The 18,060-nt window shown below is 36.4% G+C and carries 10 protein-coding genes and 3 pseudogenes; 6 read left to right on the forward strand and 7 right to left on the reverse strand.

What is annotated here, in order from left to right; translation table 11 throughout:
• The 3 genes and pseudogenes from ACFINW_RS07380 to ACFINW_RS07390 form a co-directional block, all read left to right on the forward strand.
• A partial coding sequence (locus ACFINW_RS07380; RefSeq protein ID WP_375674022.1) for a toprim domain-containing protein occupies window positions 1–695 on the forward strand: 695 nt, incomplete at its 5' end.
• Complete coding sequence (locus tag ACFINW_RS07385; protein WP_375674024.1) at window positions 692–2,299, forward strand: YfjI family protein; 1,608 nt, start codon at window positions 692–694, stop codon at window positions 2,297–2,299. The genes ACFINW_RS07380 and ACFINW_RS07385, both read left to right, overlap by 4 nt.
• Before the next feature lie 703 nt (window positions 2,300–3,002).
• Window positions 3,003–7,926, forward strand: a pseudogene (locus ACFINW_RS07390) (DEAD/DEAH box helicase); the annotation flags it as partial.
• A gap of 597 nt (window positions 7,927–8,523) precedes the next feature.
• On the opposite strand, the gene ACFINW_RS07395 reads toward ACFINW_RS07390, so the two are convergent.
• From ACFINW_RS07395 to ACFINW_RS07415, 5 genes are all read right to left on the reverse strand, one after another.
• A complete protein-coding gene (locus tag ACFINW_RS07395) occupies window positions 8,524–8,994 on the reverse strand; it encodes an SMI1/KNR4 family protein (protein WP_375621053.1) in 471 nt (156 codons plus the stop codon).
• A 270-nt stretch (window positions 8,995–9,264) separates the two neighbouring features.
• Window positions 9,265–9,615, reverse strand: a complete 351-nt coding sequence (locus tag ACFINW_RS07400) for an HNH/ENDO VII family nuclease (RefSeq protein WP_375674026.1) — start codon at window positions 9,613–9,615, stop codon at window positions 9,265–9,267.
• 88 nt (window positions 9,616–9,703) lie between these two features.
• Window positions 9,704–12,268, reverse strand: a complete 2,565-nt coding sequence (locus ACFINW_RS07405; RefSeq protein ID WP_375674028.1) for a DUF6990 domain-containing protein — start codon at window positions 12,266–12,268, stop codon at window positions 9,704–9,706.
• Window positions 12,269–12,274: 6 nt separating this feature from the next.
• Window positions 12,275–12,628: a hypothetical protein gene (locus tag ACFINW_RS07410; RefSeq protein WP_183194745.1), complete on the reverse strand. Its 354-nt coding sequence runs from the start codon at window positions 12,626–12,628 to the stop codon at window positions 12,275–12,277.
• A gap of 135 nt (window positions 12,629–12,763) precedes the next feature.
• The gene (locus ACFINW_RS07415) at window positions 12,764–14,374 is read right to left on the reverse strand and encodes a DUF637 domain-containing protein (protein WP_375674030.1); all 1,611 of its coding nucleotides are present in this window, start codon (window positions 14,372–14,374) and stop codon (window positions 12,764–12,766) included.
• A 266-nt stretch (window positions 14,375–14,640) separates the two neighbouring features.
• Here ACFINW_RS07415 and ACFINW_RS07420 point away from each other — a divergent pair, with 266 nt between their 5' ends.
• Both ACFINW_RS07420 and ACFINW_RS07425 read left to right on the forward strand, forming a co-directional pair.
• Window positions 14,641–14,889: a hypothetical protein gene (locus ACFINW_RS07420; RefSeq protein WP_273790439.1), complete on the forward strand. Its 249-nt coding sequence runs from the start codon at window positions 14,641–14,643 to the stop codon at window positions 14,887–14,889.
• A 575-nt stretch (window positions 14,890–15,464) separates the two neighbouring features.
• A complete protein-coding gene (locus ACFINW_RS07425; protein WP_375621057.1) occupies window positions 15,465–16,004 on the forward strand; it encodes a hypothetical protein in 540 nt (179 codons plus the stop codon).
• Here the strand turns inward: ACFINW_RS07425 and ACFINW_RS07430 are convergent.
• Together ACFINW_RS07430 and ACFINW_RS07435 are read right to left on the reverse strand one after the other, a co-directional pair.
• Window positions 15,988–16,845 carry a hypothetical protein gene (locus ACFINW_RS07430; protein WP_375630297.1) on the reverse strand — a complete coding sequence of 286 codons (858 nt, stop codon included), beginning with the start codon at window positions 16,843–16,845 and terminating at the stop codon, window positions 15,988–15,990. The genes ACFINW_RS07425 and ACFINW_RS07430 overlap by 17 nt on opposite strands.
• Window positions 16,846–17,090: 245 nt before the next feature.
• Window positions 17,091–17,141 (reverse strand): annotated as a pseudogene (locus ACFINW_RS07435) (hypothetical protein); the annotation flags it as partial.
• Window positions 17,142–17,874: 733 nt separating this feature from the next.
• On the opposite strand from ACFINW_RS07435, the pseudogene ACFINW_RS07440 reads away from it, so the two are divergent.
• Window positions 17,875–18,021: pseudogene (locus ACFINW_RS07440) on the forward strand (single-stranded DNA-binding protein); the annotation flags it as partial.
• Between the last annotated feature and the right edge of the window lie 39 nt (window positions 18,022–18,060).

Here is an 18,060-nt window from a genome sequence, read left to right on the forward strand (position 1 = left end):
GCTTGCTTGGAAAACAAGCCTTTTTTGATAAAGCTTATGATCAGACGCTCTCTTTCTCCAAACAGTTTTGTGCTGATCTCAAACAAGCAAAAAGGAAAGCAGAGAGAGCAAAAGCAATTTGGCAACAAAGCCAACCAATTAAAAACACTTTAGCAGAAACCTATTTACGTATGCGGGGTATTACATGTGATTTGCCTCCTGATTTACGCTTTTACGACAAATGTCCACACCCCTCTGGGGGTACACTGCCCGCGTTGGTGGCTCTTGTTAAGGGCGCTGGTTCCTTTGCTATTCATAGAACCTTTTTAAAAGACAATGGCTGTAAAACAGATCAAAAACCAGCCAAAGCCATGTTGGGTTCTGTCACTGGAGGTGCTGTGTATTTAAGTCAAGCCAATCCAAAACATCTGGTCATTTGTGAAGGCATTGAAACCGGTCTGGCTCTACTGTCTGGGTTGTTATCTGAGCCCGTGAATTTATGGGCGTCTCTTTCAACCAGTGGCATGATGCGTGTGAATTTACCCCATACAAAAGGACATCTGACAATTGCAATGGACGGCGATGATGCGGGTCGTAAAGCAGGTTTTAACCTCGCTGCGCGTGCCTATAGACAAGGCTTTGAGGTTTTTATCATGCAAGCCCCCTACGGTCTAGATTTCAATGATGTTTTGATACTGAAAGGTATAAATAAATGAGAGAGAATAAAAACAATATTGTCGATACCAACAATCAAAATGTTTCATTCAATGATAACGATAATGGCTCTTTAAATGATAAGACTTGTTTAGAAGCCATTCCTTATAAACAAGCATTGCAACAAAACGGTTGGGGGGAATTAAAGCCTATCACGGCGGCTCTTTTACCCGTCGAGCCTTTTGACCCATTACAGCTCCCAATGCCATTCATGGACTATATTTATGACGTTTCAGAGCGTCAACAAGCCCCTATGGATTTTATTGCTGTTGCTGCTCTCTGTGCCTTGGCTGCTGTCATTGGCAATGGCGTGCGTATTGCTCCAAAACAATATGATGATTGGATTGTTGTCCCTAATCTCTGGGGCGCTCTTATTGGTCAATCGTCAACATACAAAACACCAGCCATGAAAGCCGCTTTAGCTCCTATCACTTGCCTTCAAAAGGAATGGTATAAAGACTGGTTAAAGCATAAAGAGAAACAAGAAATTGAAGAGAGACTTGAAACTTTAGATAAACGAGAAAAGGAAAGACAAGCCAATAAAGCGATAAGAAAAGGAGAGTGTGAAACCGCTCGTGCTCTTTTGTATGAAACGCTCTCTAAAGACAATGCGCATGATGATGATGTCTCTCGTTTTATTGTCAATGATGTGACTGTTGAAAAGCTTGGGGAACTCTTAAAAGAAAACCCCCGTGGTCTCTTAATGGTGCGTGATGAATTATCTGGTTTTTTAGCCAATCTGGAACGAAGAGAATATCAAACAGACCGTGCCTTTTATTTAACAGCTTTTAATGGAGACGATCAATTTACTTATGACCGTATCGAGCGTGGAACCATTTTTATCCCTTATGTCACTTTATCCATGATTGGAGGCATTCAACCTTCACGCATTATTCCGCTCATTCAAGCCATACACCGTGGAATAAACGATGACGGTTTATTGCAACGCTTTCAAATGATTGTCTGGCCCGATGACAATAAAGAGTGGCAATTGGTTGATAAACCGCCCAATCAAGAGGGGTGGCAAAAGTATGAAGGGGTTTTTCGTTCTTTTCGTGATAAACGCTTAGGGTCTCCCGAACAGCCGCTGATCATGCGTTTTTCTGCTGAAGCACAAGTGAAGTTTTATGAATGGTTAGAGCATCTTCATAAAGAGGCAAAAGGAGGTAGTTACTCAGAAAGCTTACAAGCGCATCTTTTGAAAATGCCTAAGACCATAGTAAGTCTTGCATTGATTTTTGAATTAACCGAAGGGGGGCGTTTTGAAATCAATAAAGGTGCCCTTCAAACAGCCTTGCGATGGGAAAAATATTTGTTCAGTCATGTCAAAAGGCTCTATGCGGCGGCGGATAGCCTAGCAACAGAGGGGGCAAAATTGATTGTCGAGCACTGTGATCATTTACCCGATGTCTTTACTTTACGTGATATTCATCAAAGAAGTTGGACGCATTTAAAAGATAATCAAACCGTTAAGCAAGCTTTAGAGCTTTTATGTCGCTCCAATCGTATTCGTCAAATATCAGTGGAAAATAGCTCTCAAAGCGGTCGACCTACCATACGTTATGAATGGCACCCTTTCGTTAAAAACAACAGCATCAAACAATGAAGCCATTGTAATCTTTTGTTATTCTTAAAACCTTCAAAGATCTTATCGTACCAACAGAGGGTTTACAAAGTATCTTTGAGGGTTTTTGTTTTATAATTTTTTAAAGAAGAAACATACAGAGGTCCTTTTAAATCTTGTGTCAAAGATATCCAAAACACAACCTCTATAGGTTTTGACGGGGTTTTGAGTTTTGAGGGTTGCCCCTTTTAGATAAAAAAACGATAAAAAGTAAAAACGTTATATTTCAATAGGTTAAGATTTTACAGATCTTAAAAAAACAACTCATATTGATAACACAACCTATAAATTCAACTAATAATATACGTTTTGAAGGGGTTTTGATGGTTTTTACACCTTCAAAACCTATAAGGAAAATGATTCATAAAATCTATCAAAGCACTTATTCTGATATATTAAAGCCCATAGTACATTTATCTTGATTAACCCGTGAAATGAATAGCAAATTTCACTACTTTGCTGATCTTATTCCATGTCATGGGCTGTTGATAAGCAGCCTTAAAGACCCCTTTTGAAAAAAATATCGGCTTTTTTTAGCAGTTTTTTCCCTTTTTTATCGTTATTTGCTTTAAATGCATTTAATTGAATTTGTTTTGATTCTTTTGATGAATATTAATCATCTCATAAGGCAAGGGATTTTTATTACAATATGCTGCAATCTATTAAGTCTGATAATTAACAATTCACTTTACGCTCCCTTTTACAATCCTATCGTGAACAGACAACTTCAAATACTCTACGAGGGAAAGTGTTTGAAGATTTTGTGACAAAATATCTTATGTATGACCCTCTCCATTATGGGCGCTACGAAAAGGTAGAAACCTATTATGAATGGGCTAAAGAGCATGAAGGTTGGAATAAAAATGATATCGGCATTGATCTGGTGGCTAAGCTTTGTCATCAAGAGGGGTATGTCGCTATTCAGTGTAAGTTTTATCAAGCAGACCATCAGATCAGTAAAAAGGATATTGATAGCTTTATCGCGGCATCTGGAAAAGACATCTTTAAATATCGTCTTCTCGTTGACAGCACAGAAGTGGAATTAAGTGACAATGTGAATGCCATGATTAAAGGACAAGCGATACCCGTTTATCGTATTGACCTTCGTCATATGGAAAACAGTCGGATAGATTGGCAAATATTTGCAACAAAACAAGAAGTTGTTCTGAAATCAACAAAAGAGCCTCGTCCCCATCAAGAAGAGGCCATCAAGAAAGTCTGTGAAGGGTTAAAAGAAGCAGATCGTGGCAAGCTGATTATGGCATGTGGAACGGGGAAGACTTTCACAAGCCTTAAGATAGCAGAACACATAGCAGGAAAAGGCAAGCGTGTTTTGTTTCTGGTGCCCTCGCTTGCTTTAGTCTCACAAACGATCCGTGAATGGACAGCCGATGCACAAGTACCTTTGCGTTCTTTTGCTGTGTGTTCGGATACAAAAGTAGGCAAGCGTCGTAAAAACCAAGATGATATTGTTGGCATGGAAACATCAGATCTTGTGCTCCCTGCTACCACGGATGCCCAAGCCCTTGCCAAAGAAGCGCGTGAAAACCTAACAGATGCAATGACGGTTATCTTTTCAACTTACCATTCTATCCAAGTGCTTTCGGATGCACAAAAAGACCATGGGTTACCTGAATTTGATCTGATCATTTGTGATGAAGCCCATAGAACAACTGGTGTTGTGTTGGGAACAGAAAAGCATGAATCTGAATTTATCAAGGTTCATGATAACAGCATCATTCGGGGCAAAAAACGTCTGTATATGACAGCAACGCCGCGTATCTTTAGTGACACTGCTAAAAGGCGGGCGGATGAGATCAATGCTGTTTTGGCATCTATGGACGATGAAACCCTTTATGGCAAACAACTTCATCATTATACCTTCGCGGAAGCTGTCGATAATGAACTTTTAACTCCTTACAAGATTGTGGTCTTGGGTATTAATGAAACCTATATCACACCAGCCATACAGGAGATTATTGCCAATGAAAACCGTGAAATTGATTTAGATGATGCGGCAAAAATTATTGGCTGTTATAGAGCACTTACCAAAATAGATAAGCAAGCGGCTGTTGATGATGATGATACAGAGCCCATGCAATGTGCTTTAGCTTTTTGCAAAGATATCAATACCTCTCAATATATAACAAAGCTCTTTAATAAAATTATCAAATCTCATATTGATGATTTCCTTCAAACCGTTCCCTTTCTAAACTGTGAAGTAAGACATATTGACGGAACGCAAAGCGTCAAAAAACGCAATGAGGAATTGGATTGGCTTAAAGAAGATGCGGGTCAAAACGTTTGTCGGATCTTAAGCAATGTTCGGTGTCTTTCAGAAGGGATTGATGTCCCTGCTCTTGATGCCATCATGTTTTTACACCCGCGCAATAGCCAAGTGGATGTGATACAGGCAGTAGGGCGTATGATGCGTCGTGCTCCAAATAAAAAAACGGGCTATATCATTTTACCCATTATCATTCCTTCACACTTAGAAGCCAAAAAGGCTTTAAAAAACAATAAGAGATACCGTGTTGTTTGGCAAGTTTTGCATGCTTTACATTCTCATGACGAAAGGCTTGCTCGGACAATTAATCAGATGTCTTTAGGACAAGATAGCAGCCATACGATTGAAATTATAGAGATTAAACGAGCCAATGAATTAAAAGAGCTTACCACAACGGTTGATGAGATCTCGATACCATCCAAAACAGAAAGTTCTGGACGTGTCATTGGAACAGCAGAAAGCAAATCTCAATCGGTATCTGGAGGACAAGGAGACCTATTCCGCCGTTCTGAATTTTTTGATTTTGTCAAAGCCATTTTTCTGGATAGTTTTAAAATCACGGATTATTGGGGCATATGGGCGAACAATGTTGCTGAGATTGCTCAAAACCATATCAATCATCTTAAAGATATGATTTCCGATGAAAAGAGTGAAGCCTTTCACGCCTTTGATGCATTCCATAAGGAATTAAAGAACAACGTCAACAGTGAAATCAAGCAAGAGGAAGCGATTGAGATGTTAGCGCAACATCTTGTCACGCGTCCCGTGTTTGAAGCTTTATTTGACGGTAATGAATTTGTACAGAACAATGCCATTTCGCAAGCAATGGACAAGATCTTAAGAGAACTGGATAAAACGAACATTGAAGAAAAAACCAAAGATCTTGATCAATTTTACAAAAGTGTCACATTCTGTACAGCAGGTATTACAGAAACTCATGCAAAACAGAATCTTATTATCAAACTTTATGAAAGTTTTTTTGCCAAGGCATTTAAAAAGACAACAGATAGGCTTGGGATTGTTTATACGCCCGTTGAGGTTGTTGATTTTATCATTCATTCTGTTGATGATGTGTTGCGTAATGAGTTTGGAAAAAGCTTGGGGTCACGGGGTGTTTCTATTCTCGACCCTTTCACGGGAACAGGGACCTTTATCACACGGCTTTTACAATCAGATCTCATCAAACCAGAGGATATGGAATATAAGTTCCGTCATGATATCCACGCCAATGAGATTGTTTTACTTGCCTATTACATAGCAGCGATTGATATTGAATCGACTTATCATAGTTTGAAGAAAGGAGAGTATATCCCTTTCAAGCATATTGGCTTAACCGATACGTTTCGGATGATTGAAAAACAAGATTTAATGAAAGGTATACTTAAAGAAAACAGTGAATATTTAGAACATCAAAAGAAACTGGATATCAAAGTTATCTTTGGTAATCCTCCTTATTCTTTTGGACAAAAGAGTGCTAATGATAATAATCCGAATACATCTTACCCCATATTAGATGAATGTATCCGTGAAAAATATATATTGAAATCAACAAAAATTATAAATCGGAACAAACTTTATGATAGTTATATTCGTGCCATTCGTTGGGCTAGTGACCGTATTGATAATGCTGGGGTAATCGGCTTTGTTTCTGGTTCTGGTTATGTAGAAAAGCCAACAATGGATAGTTTACGAAAATCTTTAGCAAAAGAATTTACAAGTATTTATGTACTTAATTTACGGGGGATATACGTAAAAATATGATGAATAAAAATAACGCTCAAGAAGGAGAAAATGTTTTTGGCAATGGAAGTATGACCGGCATTGCTGTGACACTATTTATCAAAAATCCCAATGTTTCTGAAGATTGTAAGATTTACTATCATGATATTGGAGATAATCTTTCCACCGCAAAAAACTTGAGATGCTTCAATAATTTGGTAGTGTTGATGGCATCACAAATAAATCGAGTTGGAAAATAATTACACCGGATGAACATGGTGACTGGATTCATCAACGTGATAACAATTTCAAAACATTTTTAGCTATAGGCGATAAGAAGGGATGTAATTTCAAACTATTTGAAACATTTTCTCTTGGGGTTGTAACTAATCGTGATGCTTGGACGTATAACTCAAGCCATGAAACTTTAAAGAAAAACATGAGTAATATGATTGCCTTCTATAACAGTGAAGTGGAACGTTTTAATGATATCTATCCGCATGCTAGTCGCAAGATACGTACAAAGGCTGTAAATAATTTCGTTGATACAGATGAGAGGAAGATAAGTTGGAGCTATAATGTTAAACAAGAGTTAGTAAGAGGAAAAATCTTTGAATTTGAAAATAGATGCATCACGCAAAGTCTTTATCGTCCTTTTACGAAACAATGGCTATACTGCAACCGTACTTTTAATGAGAGAGTCTATCAAATGCCGCGGATATTCCCTATGGGGAAGGTGGTTGAAAATATGGTAATACAAATTACAGGTACGAGAACTCAATCGGGTTTTTCTGTACTTATGTCTAAAAATTTACCTAATCTTGATGTAGTGGATAAAGGTCAATGCTTTCCACGCTATATTTATGAAGATGCTGAATCCTTGAAAAACAATAAAGAGAAACAATCCCATTTATTTACACAAAAAAGCACAACAGCTGGTTTACAGAAGCATGATGCCATTACGGATGAAGGATTAGCACATTTTAAAGAGGCTTATCCAAATGAAAAAATTACTAAGGATGATCTATTCTATTACGTTTACGGTTTACTCTATTCGGAAGATTACCGTGCTCGTTATGCTGATAACCTCTCTAAAGAATTGCCTCGTATCCCGTGTGTAAAGAGTGCTGATGATTTTTGGAAGTTTGTAACAGCAGGACGTGAACTGGGTCATTTGCACGTAAACTATGAAACTGTAGAACCTTATCCCGTGACCTTTAAAAAAGGCAATCCAAAACAGACTGATATCTCTAATCCAGAAAAGTTTTATTATGTGACTGAAATGAAATTCGCAAAAGCAGGTAAAGAGAAAGATAAATCGATTGTTTTTTATAATAGCAATATCACAATAACAAATATCCCTCTTGACGCTTATGCGTATATCGTTAATGGTAAACCCGCTCTTGAATGGGTTATGGGGCGTCAATGTGTAAAGACTGATAAAAAGAGTGGCATTGTTAATGATGCCAATCGCTATGCTGTTGAAACCGTTGGCAACCCTGCCTACCCTCTAGAATTGTTTCAAAGGGTTATTACGGTAAGTTTAGAAACAATGAAAATCGTAAAAAAACTACCAAAATTAGAAATTAAAGAAACTGAATAACTTATAAAGCATGCTCACATAATGGGTATGATAAACTCATAAGGGGTATAGAACATAGCGATTAATCTATACCTCTCTTGTTAAGTTGATTACCTACCATCTTAAAAGGAGTGTTTATATGCGTTATTCTAAAAAGAAATCCCATCTTAAAGTGAATAGGCTTCTTTTGAATTGCCTTTAAAAGATTATATCGTAATCTAAAATGAGTGCTTTATGCTTTTCAAAAGCTTTGTTTAAAGAGAGTTATGTATATTCATTTTCTTATATTACTTATAGGTTTTGAAGGTGTAAAAACCGTCAAAACCCCCTCAAAACGTATATTATTAGTTGAATTTATAGGTTGTATTATCAATATAGATTGTTTTTTTAAGATCTGTAAAATATTAACCTATTGAAATATATTGATTTTAATTTTCTTTTATTAAAAAAATAATATAGGCTCTAAAAAGAACTGACAACACTGACACGGTCTATTAAAAGGGATTTTTCTAATCTTTATAATGATCAATCTCTTTTTAGATGTTTTCATAACAAGCAATAAATCGCAATTATTCTATTTATCAACTAGTTGTATAACATCATCTAAGGTATAAGTTTTCATGAATCTTCCCCTGCATACTCTTTAATTCTTTTGCAGAGAAATTCATAAAAATTACTTGCGTAATATTCGGAATCTTCAGATGTATACTTGAGATAGAGTGGGCATTCACCATCCCGAAACTGCGTATAATCAAAATAAAAGGTTTCACCAAAATCAGTTGTGCAGATAACAAGTTGTTTGGGGTCCGTAAAGCCATCTCTTCTATCGAGCAAATTTCGGTAAACAATATCACCAGCAGGAATACCTGCGCAGATTTCATAAATACTGAATATCTCTTCACCACCAATTTCTCCTCCTCCATAATTTTTTAAAAAATTCTTATAGGAAGAGGTAAATTGTAAACCAAGAGTGTTCTCAGCTGTTTTAATCCGTACATCATCAGGGGCATTATCTTGAGTACCAAAATTAATAACATGACTATGCATATCAACATATTGTGCAACATCTGATAAAGTATAACTTTTCATAAATTTTTCTCCATAAGTCACAGCGTGTTTTTACTCATAATGAGTGCTCCTAATGATCAATCTTTTTCTACTATAGCCAATGGAATTGAGATGAGATTGATAAAATCATAAGAGATATGTTCTTGACGGAGCTCTTTTCTCATCTGTCTCTGTACAATCATCTCGCATTTACAATATATGATGGAATTAAAGGAGGTGATCATTAAAGTTTAGAGAGCGCCTTTTAGGGATATTATTTCAATATTTGCAATAATTACTCTTTCTTTTTTCCTACTTAGGAATTTTTTTTGAAATCCAACAAATAACTTTTCTGATAAAATTTGTCTTTGGATTCATAGGAGCAACCAAACTCCTGCCTTGATAAAATGAGTAGAGAACCTCAACGAGAGGACTATCTTGTTCTTGTGTCACAGGATGTAACATAATAGGTCTAAAATCGACTCCAATAGGTGCTCTTCCTGATACCATTCTTTCCACATTTGTACCCGTTACTATCTGTCCTTCTTCTTTCCAAGAAGAAACTGTTTCGGGCTCAAACAGTTCATCTTCCTGATAAACTTTTTGACTTTTAAATTTCACCGGCTCAGCTGCCCCCATACTTTTTTTCTTTATCCATTTCATGATTCATAATCCCCTCGATTTTTTCAAAATAATCAATTTATTCTTTGTTCTAAATAGACTTAAATAAACTCTCCTTCCAAGAGCAAGGTTATTCCTCGCTAGAAAGCTCTGAGTGATCATCAAAATCTTTTGCTACCCGTTCAATCAAAGCGTAGCTCACTTGCTTCACCTTTGCTACTTCTTTGGCTAAAGCTAATGCACGTTCAAGGTGGGTTTTGTTGATGCTCTCGTCAAAGCCTAGGTGATCACCTGCCGTAAAGCTTTTCTGATAAGATTGTAAAGTCTCAACATCACCCAATAAAGCAAGAGCGCCAAGATGAAGTAAAGCATAATCCGTATCGTTTGCTTTAGACGTGGCGCCTTTTTCCCAAGGAGCAGCGCCATAATCAGAGCGAAGTCTTTTAGAAAGGTCAATCTCTTTGACTGACCATTCTAGCGCATCATCAAGCGCCTGTGTTAAACGATCCGTAGTGACTTCTGGTTCAAAGATTTCTAATCCCTTGGCTTCAAAATTAAGCTGTATATCTGGAATATCTTCCGTGTGGGTAGGATCAATGAATTTACAAGCGGTGGAAAGAATGCCCGTGCTAATCAAAAAGGCGCTATCAAATTGTGGGTAATCTTTGGCAATTTCGTCGTTATAAAGAATGTCTACTTCACGATCAGCCAATTGATAGCTTGCCATATGGTCATTCTCATTGATTTTCTCAGTTGACCAACCTAAGCTTTTCAAAAGTGCATGAGCACTTTCCATGGTGAGACGATCATCAGTGTCATCTGCTTCATCCACTTCCTCTGCCACTTCAACAGAAGTTGTTTTAGAAGAAACAGGTGCTGTTTGCGGATCCAAGCTCAAAATCGGTGCATTTTTCGGAAAACCTGCTCGATAACCCCGTGCAAGAGTGAGGAGATTATCAATTCTATATTTTGAGATTTCTTCCACAAAACCTAAAGGATTTCCTTTTCTAAAATTCTCCTTATAAGATTTGAGCTTTTCAACATCCCCAATCAAAACAAGCGCAATAAGGTGACGCGCTACAAGATCAAGTTCACTGTCTGGGGAAAAAGCCGCATAATCATAAATGATTTGATTGACATTTTGCCGATCTGCCCATTCAAGTATATCTGTACAAATCTCCTTTAGCTTGCCTCTATCCAATTCAGTACTAGAAACTGTATAAACTTCTTCTGCTTCTTTGAGGGCTATATATTGAGGCATATTATAGAAAATCTCTCTATGAGCAGTGGAAAAGCCAAGTGTTGAAAGGGAAGCCTTAAATGCAACAATTGGCTCTTCTTCAGCACTTTGAAGACTGTACATTATATTGATGATACGGTCTTTACTGATAAAATAGGTATTACGATCATAGTTTTTATCACGATAAACTGTCCAACCCATTTCTTTTAATTGCTCAGCAACCTTATTGAAAGTAATCAAAGCTTTCGGACCAAGATGTGCTTCTGCTGCTTCTCGCTCATTAAGGATTTTCAGATGTTCTTCAGCAAATTCAACGGCATGGTTAACATATTTTTCTACTTCATCATCATCCAAATGTTCAGAAATCGTACCAGCTTCTAAAAAATTTTTATAAGATTTCAGGATATCAATTCGACCTGTCAACGCTAAACAAGCCAAATGCCAGACTATATCTATATTGTAGCTATACTTTTGAACACGTGTTTTGCTTTCTATTGATGCTTGTAAATCTTGGGAGCGTGCCCACTGTATTATCCGCTCAGAGATTTTTGTTAACTCTTGCTCATTCAATTCCTCTACACAAATATCAATTTCCTTGCCAAAACCACTAAAAAAACCTCCTCCAATCGTGTTAAAAGACTTATAAATATCCGTAGGTCGTATCCAATTATATTCTCTCCTATAGTGAATATATTTGCAAGCTACAGAAATCTCTTCATTAGATATTTCAGCTTCAAGACGAACATTGTAATTATCATGAAGACGTATAAAGCCAAAATCAAATTGAATAAAACGGTCTGGCAAAGAGAGAAACATTCTCTCAGGTTCCATAGCAATCCATCCTCGCGTTTTGAGGATGCGACTTGCTGCGATGAGATTTATCGAGCGCTGTTTTGGCTTATTGCGCGTTAGAATATCGTCTAATTCCCCATTTTTATAGACCTGTGCAAAAAGAAGCAAGCGTTCATTCCACGTCATTATTTTATAATCAGAAAATTCTGATACGTTTATTTTGGGCGTAGACTCATAACTCCTTAAAGCTTCTATCTCGCCGAGAAGAGCCTTTGCAACAAGAGAATGATTAGCAGCTTCTTCATGTAATTTTTTTTCAATATCTTGTGCTTGCGCCCAAGTAATGACTTTGTTTAAAGCAGATTCAATATGACTTTCTGAAAGATCCGGTACCGTAACCCCGAAATCACCTATTTCTGGATAGAGTATATATCCATACCGTGACTTTTGCCCCCTAGAATATTCACAAGCAAGACTATAAGAAGCAGTTGTGAGACTAGCTAATAACCAAAATTTTTCACCATCCGTTTCATGTTTCACACCATAGCTCAAATCCACAATGCGATCCGGAAGATAATAATAGGCAAATGTATCGCCTACTTCATCACGATAGAGCTCACAGCCCAGACTTTTTAATATTTCTGCTGCATCTTTAGTTTGCATAATGTTTCACTCTTCTCCAACCGCCGGATAACAGCTAACTGTATAAGGAATTATTCTATTCCACTCTTTGTTTATTTGATTTTCACTCCAATTGTCTCTAAACTCTTTCAGAAGCTCTGCATCTCCTTCAAATTTTTTCAAATCTTCTTGGTATTTATTAAGCTGTTCCTTATTTTCGCCCAGATAGCGTTTCATAATTTTCCCAAAAGGTTTTGCATCTCCTGTTTTATACGCTATTTCAAAATCTTTTTGACATTCTGTTAATTGAAAATTACCAGTTTTTATATCAATAACTTTTAATACACCTTTCTCCACATAAATAATATCAGGGCGATGTATTTTTTTTAACGAAAAGTTCATAGATTATTCTCCATAAGTCGCAGTTTATTCACGCTAATACTGTTCTACCACTGTAAATAATAGTTGATCTTTCGTCTCCCAGCCAAGCGTTTTTAAAATCTCTGTCGCGTCTTTAGTTCGCATCGCTATTCACTTTCATTCAAAAAGTCCTGGATAATGAAAAACGTTAACGTCAGTTTTGTCTAACTTATTATTCAATTGTCCTTTAATCCATTCTTTACTAGCCTCGTTTAATTCTTTATCACTTCCTTTAAAATCTTTGAACGATTCTTGATATTTCTCTAAGAACTCTTTGTTCTCTTTAAAAAATTTTATAAATTTTCCTTTTGTGGACTCAGCATTTCCTTCTTTATATGCCTCTTTTAAAATCTTTTGTTGTTCACTTAATTTAGAATTCTTCCCCGTTTTTACCTCGCCAATTTTTATTTGACCATTCTCTATATAAACAATATCCGCACGAGATTTTACTACCCCCTTATCCGTCTTAGTTTTGAATACTATTTCTGTCTCGCATACTATACATCCTTCATCCTTTAATTCTTGTTTTTTCTCATCGCGTTTTTTATCATGATGCTTCCTGACTTGTTCAAGTATGTTACCCTTTCCATCATTATTGTTTTGTGGTTCTTTATTGTTTCCGTTTTTTTTCTTATTTTTACTTTCCTTCTGAGAATCTTTATTTTTTTCTTCTTGTGAGTTTTGATTTGTTTTTTCGCTATCTTCTGCAGAATTTTTCGATGCAAACCAATAGGTAAGGAAATCAGCTATAGCGGTTCTATTGTTAGGAGATTGAACAATAGTTGCTCCACCAGCCATAAAAAGAGACAGAGCTGCCAACTCTTGTGGCGTAAGCGACACAATGAACGCTACAGCAGCTGCTACCGCAGGAAGAAAATTATTTTCGGCAGCATTACCTGCGGCATCAGCGCCAGTATTGACATCACCACCAGCAAGGGCAGCAGCAAAGCCCCCCGCTATGCGCGCGATATCAATGGCATGATCATTAAAATCAGAAAACTGTGCTTCAATCTTTGCATTGATACGCGCTTGTTCTTCTGCCGTTGGAACACGACCATCCAATGCTGCTATTTCTTTTTGTATAAAATTTTTGGTCGACAGTTTAAACTGGAGCATAGCAGTGGCTTCGCCCACAGCACCCCCCACAGCACCGGCTGTGCAAGCACCGCTCGCAACCGCGCCTTTTAAGCAGCCAAGTCCTGCATGGGCAACGATCTGCGTGACCGTATCTATTTTGCCTTCTGCCTTGGCGGTACCGATTTCTTCCGCCAACGATTTGCCAACCGTATCAGACAAGGCGATGCGCAGATTGTTAAAAAAGTTCTTGTCAAGAGAGCCACCCTCAAGAGCCGTTTGAACGCTCGTGCCAATGGCGGCTTTGATCAGGTTCTTTTCCGCTTCACTGGCGATACGATCGACAAAAGGAGCGGTTTTGGGCAAAGATTGTCCAACACCTGCCATTTCCGTTATTTGGCTGGTTAAGCCCGCCGTTAACATCGATGAGACAATGCTGAGAACATTCTTTGAAGAGCCAAGCTCATGCAAGGCGCCGGCAATATTGCCGCGATTATTGACAAGAGCCACAGCGCTTTTGTTAATCAGCGCTTGGACACCAGCCTGTATCGCCGCATTCATGGCGGTGCTCGAGCCAAGCCCCAAAGCACCGGTAATGGCACTGGCAGCGCCCGAGGCTGCTCCACCCGTAACCGCCGTGACAGCCAATGCCACGAGAGCTGCACCGGCTTCTGTCAGCCCTTGGGCTTTATAATCCCAGTCTTTAAATTCAGCCTTAACTGCTTGCCAATCAACTTTCCTTACAAATCTTAATCAACCCAAAGTAATAAGCAGTGTGTCGTATGGAAAATTAAAAACAAAAACCGAATGAAGAAAATGCACTTGAGACTTGCATATGGCTTCACAGGTTTATTGCTGTAAAAGCTTCAAATGATGATATCTCTAATACTTTTCGCTTGTTCTCTTGTGGTAGCTTCCACATGCAAAAATATATGGACTATAATACCTCTTCTCAAGCTTATCAAACTGAACTCAAAGGTATTTCCTTATTGATTTTGAAAGAGTCCTTAAAACGCATTTTGCAGAGCAACGTAGAAAGCATGTCTAAAAAAATCATTCCAAGAGCAACAGATTTTTCTAAGTATTGTGAAGAGATTGAAAAAGACCTTCTTTCACGCACCAAAACTCTTCATGAACTAATGATAGGAGAGTTTAAAATAGATTTCTAAAAAGTAGCAAAATAGTGAAAAGTGCTGATTATTTTTGGATTGGATATGCATTTAAAGAGTGATTAAAAAGTTTTTTTAATGTACAATATATTTCTAGAAGCTAAAATAGCTCTATAGTATCAAATTTATAAAGTAAATAAATCCATTAATACAAATTAAGGATTTTAGGATACGCGAATTTCAAAATATTTGTTTTTTAAAACATGAGTAGCCAGCATCAGCGCAAAAAATGTTGCGGCAGTTATGATTCCCTTTCGTGTACTTTTGAAATAACAGAGCTTTTCTTTAATCTTTATGAAATGGTTGCCAGTGCGATGGGCTTTGTTGAAAGGTGGATTTGGGTATCAAAATGCAAGCAAGAGTTTGGGATTATGGAGCTCTGTGTTTAAAGCTATCATCAACTATAGATAAATCATAGACGAGGTTAACTAAAATATTAAAAGCAACTGGATGCAATAGAAGACATTGCTATTAAAAGAAAAGCAAATGCTAAAAAGACTAAAAGGTAGTTTGTGTTTTTATATCAGAAAATAATTTAAGAAATTGAGATCATAATTTTTTCACAGGAAATAAATATGTTTACAGATAAGAAGAGAAAAGCCTTGTTTGGCGTTATAATTTTTATATTTGTATGTTTTTTAGGAATAAGAAAAAATCTTGACTTTATTCAGGGTATTTTGACATTCGCGTCTATTTCTTTGGTGATCGTAACAACTGTTTTTGCAATTTTATGCAATTCTAATATCCCTTCTGAGTTGCAAAACAACCCACAATATAAATGCGGCAATACAACAGGTTGGAAGAGATTAACATGTGAATTACATCAGTATATGCACAGTCTCCTAAAGTTAATAATTTTAGCGCTTGTCGTTTTAATTTTCCCAAGTAGTTATAAAGAAACTGTTTCTTTGCCTGTCATTTCTAAGTACGTGGAACACAAGTTTTCTTTTTCATTGGATACCATACTTTGGTACTTAGATATTGCTCTTGGATATTCAAATATTATAATTTGGTACTTTTTTTTAGTCTGTGTGTTCTTTCTTATGTTGCGTACACGCAGTTTAATAAATATATCTATTTACACGCTACAGTGCTCTATTAAAGAGATACAGTAAAACTTACGATTTCATGCTTTAATTTTTCTTTTATATGACCTTCATTATACATACCATTATCATTTTTACTTGTTTTAATAGCAAATTTATGTTGAAAAGTTTCAGTATTAAAGATTATATCAAAATTATTATGTGTCTTTCCAACAAAACTTATGTTTTTAAATGCTGGATTTAATTTATATTTTTTAAAAAGATTCAAAAAATAATTCTTTAAATTATTTTTTTCTTTAAATTTGATACCCAAGTCAAGTTCCATTTCAGAATAATCATCCGTGGGAAATTCACCCAACAAAATTTTAGCCATCTTTAGCAAGTTGTCTTCTGATTGCATTGCAAAAAAATCTAATTGTTTTGGTTGGGTATATTTCAGTTTTATTTCTTTAATTAAAAGCAATTTTTTTTCGAACTCTTCCTTACCAAAAATATCAGGTGAGATATCAATCGTTTTCGGGGGAAAAGATTTTTTGTAGTGTAGCTGCAAGAATTTGTTTAACTCTTTATTTGAAGAAAAAAGAGTAAACTCTATAGGAATCAAAATTCCAAAATATTGCTTATTCTGTTCAACATATTTTCTAGGACGTGGGTTAGGAATATTCTGAAAGTCATTTTCAGAATCAATCACTTCTGGGTTATAAGGACTATTTTCTCCCGTTAAAACATAAATCCAATAGCAGATCTTCGAGTTCACAGAAAACTTTTCGATTATTAAGGTGGCACATTGATTATCACAGTTAAAATCGTATCTTCCTTCCTCTAAAAATTTATCAGCATCATTGATATTAACTAGTTCTGAGGCTGGATCTATTTTATATTTATAAGAAAGGAAGTTAATGGTATTCATAAAGTTAACATAATTACAATGTCTATGTCTTATCGGGTGGTAGATGTTGCCTAAGTTATCTTAGTGACTATGGGAGTGTAGTGTATCCCAAATATACTGCGTCGTTTAGAATCGTTTGGCTGAAAATTGAGGCTATAAAATTTTAATTGCAAAAGCAATACGAACTTTAGAGAACTCTGCAGTGAGAGCTACTTAGATTTTTAAAATATGGGCTCCCCCTTCCCTGCTTTTAAGTGGAGGAGAAATCAGTGCATTGAACGAAGCATGGCATCACGTAAAATGGCGTTAATCCGCGTTTGATATCCTTTCCCTTGACTTTTAAAGTCACGCTAGTACGTCTGAATCCACACGCACAGTTGTGACAATTTTCATGGGTTTACAGAATGGATTGAAAACGGCGTCTTTCCAGAACTCATCATTGAGTGACAGAATATCTCTATGATCAATTGCACTATCCGACATTACAGCCAATTTATCAATTTCAACTCTCTGTTCATCTGTCAAAGCCGATAAGTTACCTACCTCGATTTTATAACGAACTTTCTTCTTTATAACGTTTCTTTTCTTTCGAGTTGGCTCTCTGTGCTGAAATAATACGCATTACCTCTATGCCATCTTTATCGTCATGGACAGTATGCACTACGAATAGTAATAAAAAAAACTCCACAAGCACTAAAGCTTGCTAACCATACTCTCCATTTTCAACACGGTCTTGTTTAGCCATGGAGAATAGATCAGAAAAAACATATGCAGCTATTTCAAAACTTTACACGGTGTTTTATAAGATTACTTTTTGTTTTAGCTTCATTCCATTTAAATCTCATTTTTATACCTTATATTAATACATTTATAAGGGTATTATATACATCAAGAGTTTTAGATGAACACTTAATTATCCATGTTTTTGTACAATTAATATAATTTAATAATTTAAAAATTAGTGATTAATTAACTAAAAATATTAAAAAAATAATAAATTATTCTAAGGCTTTATGCATATAATATGCAAATCGAATAAAACTTACAAGCATGTTGAATAAAATGATATTAATTGGCTATTTGAGAGCTGCTCCTGAAAGAAAAAAGAATTTTGGTGCCGCAACATTCAATTTTCGTATGGCTACCTCTGAGAGCTATGCAGATAAAAATACCAATAAAAAAGTAGACAAAACAGAATGATATTCCGTAGTGCTTTTTAATCTACATACATTTGGA

The organism is Bartonella sp. AA18HLJMS, assembly GCF_042197245.1.
In the GTDB taxonomy this organism is placed as follows: domain Bacteria; phylum Pseudomonadota; class Alphaproteobacteria; order Rhizobiales; family Rhizobiaceae; genus Bartonella.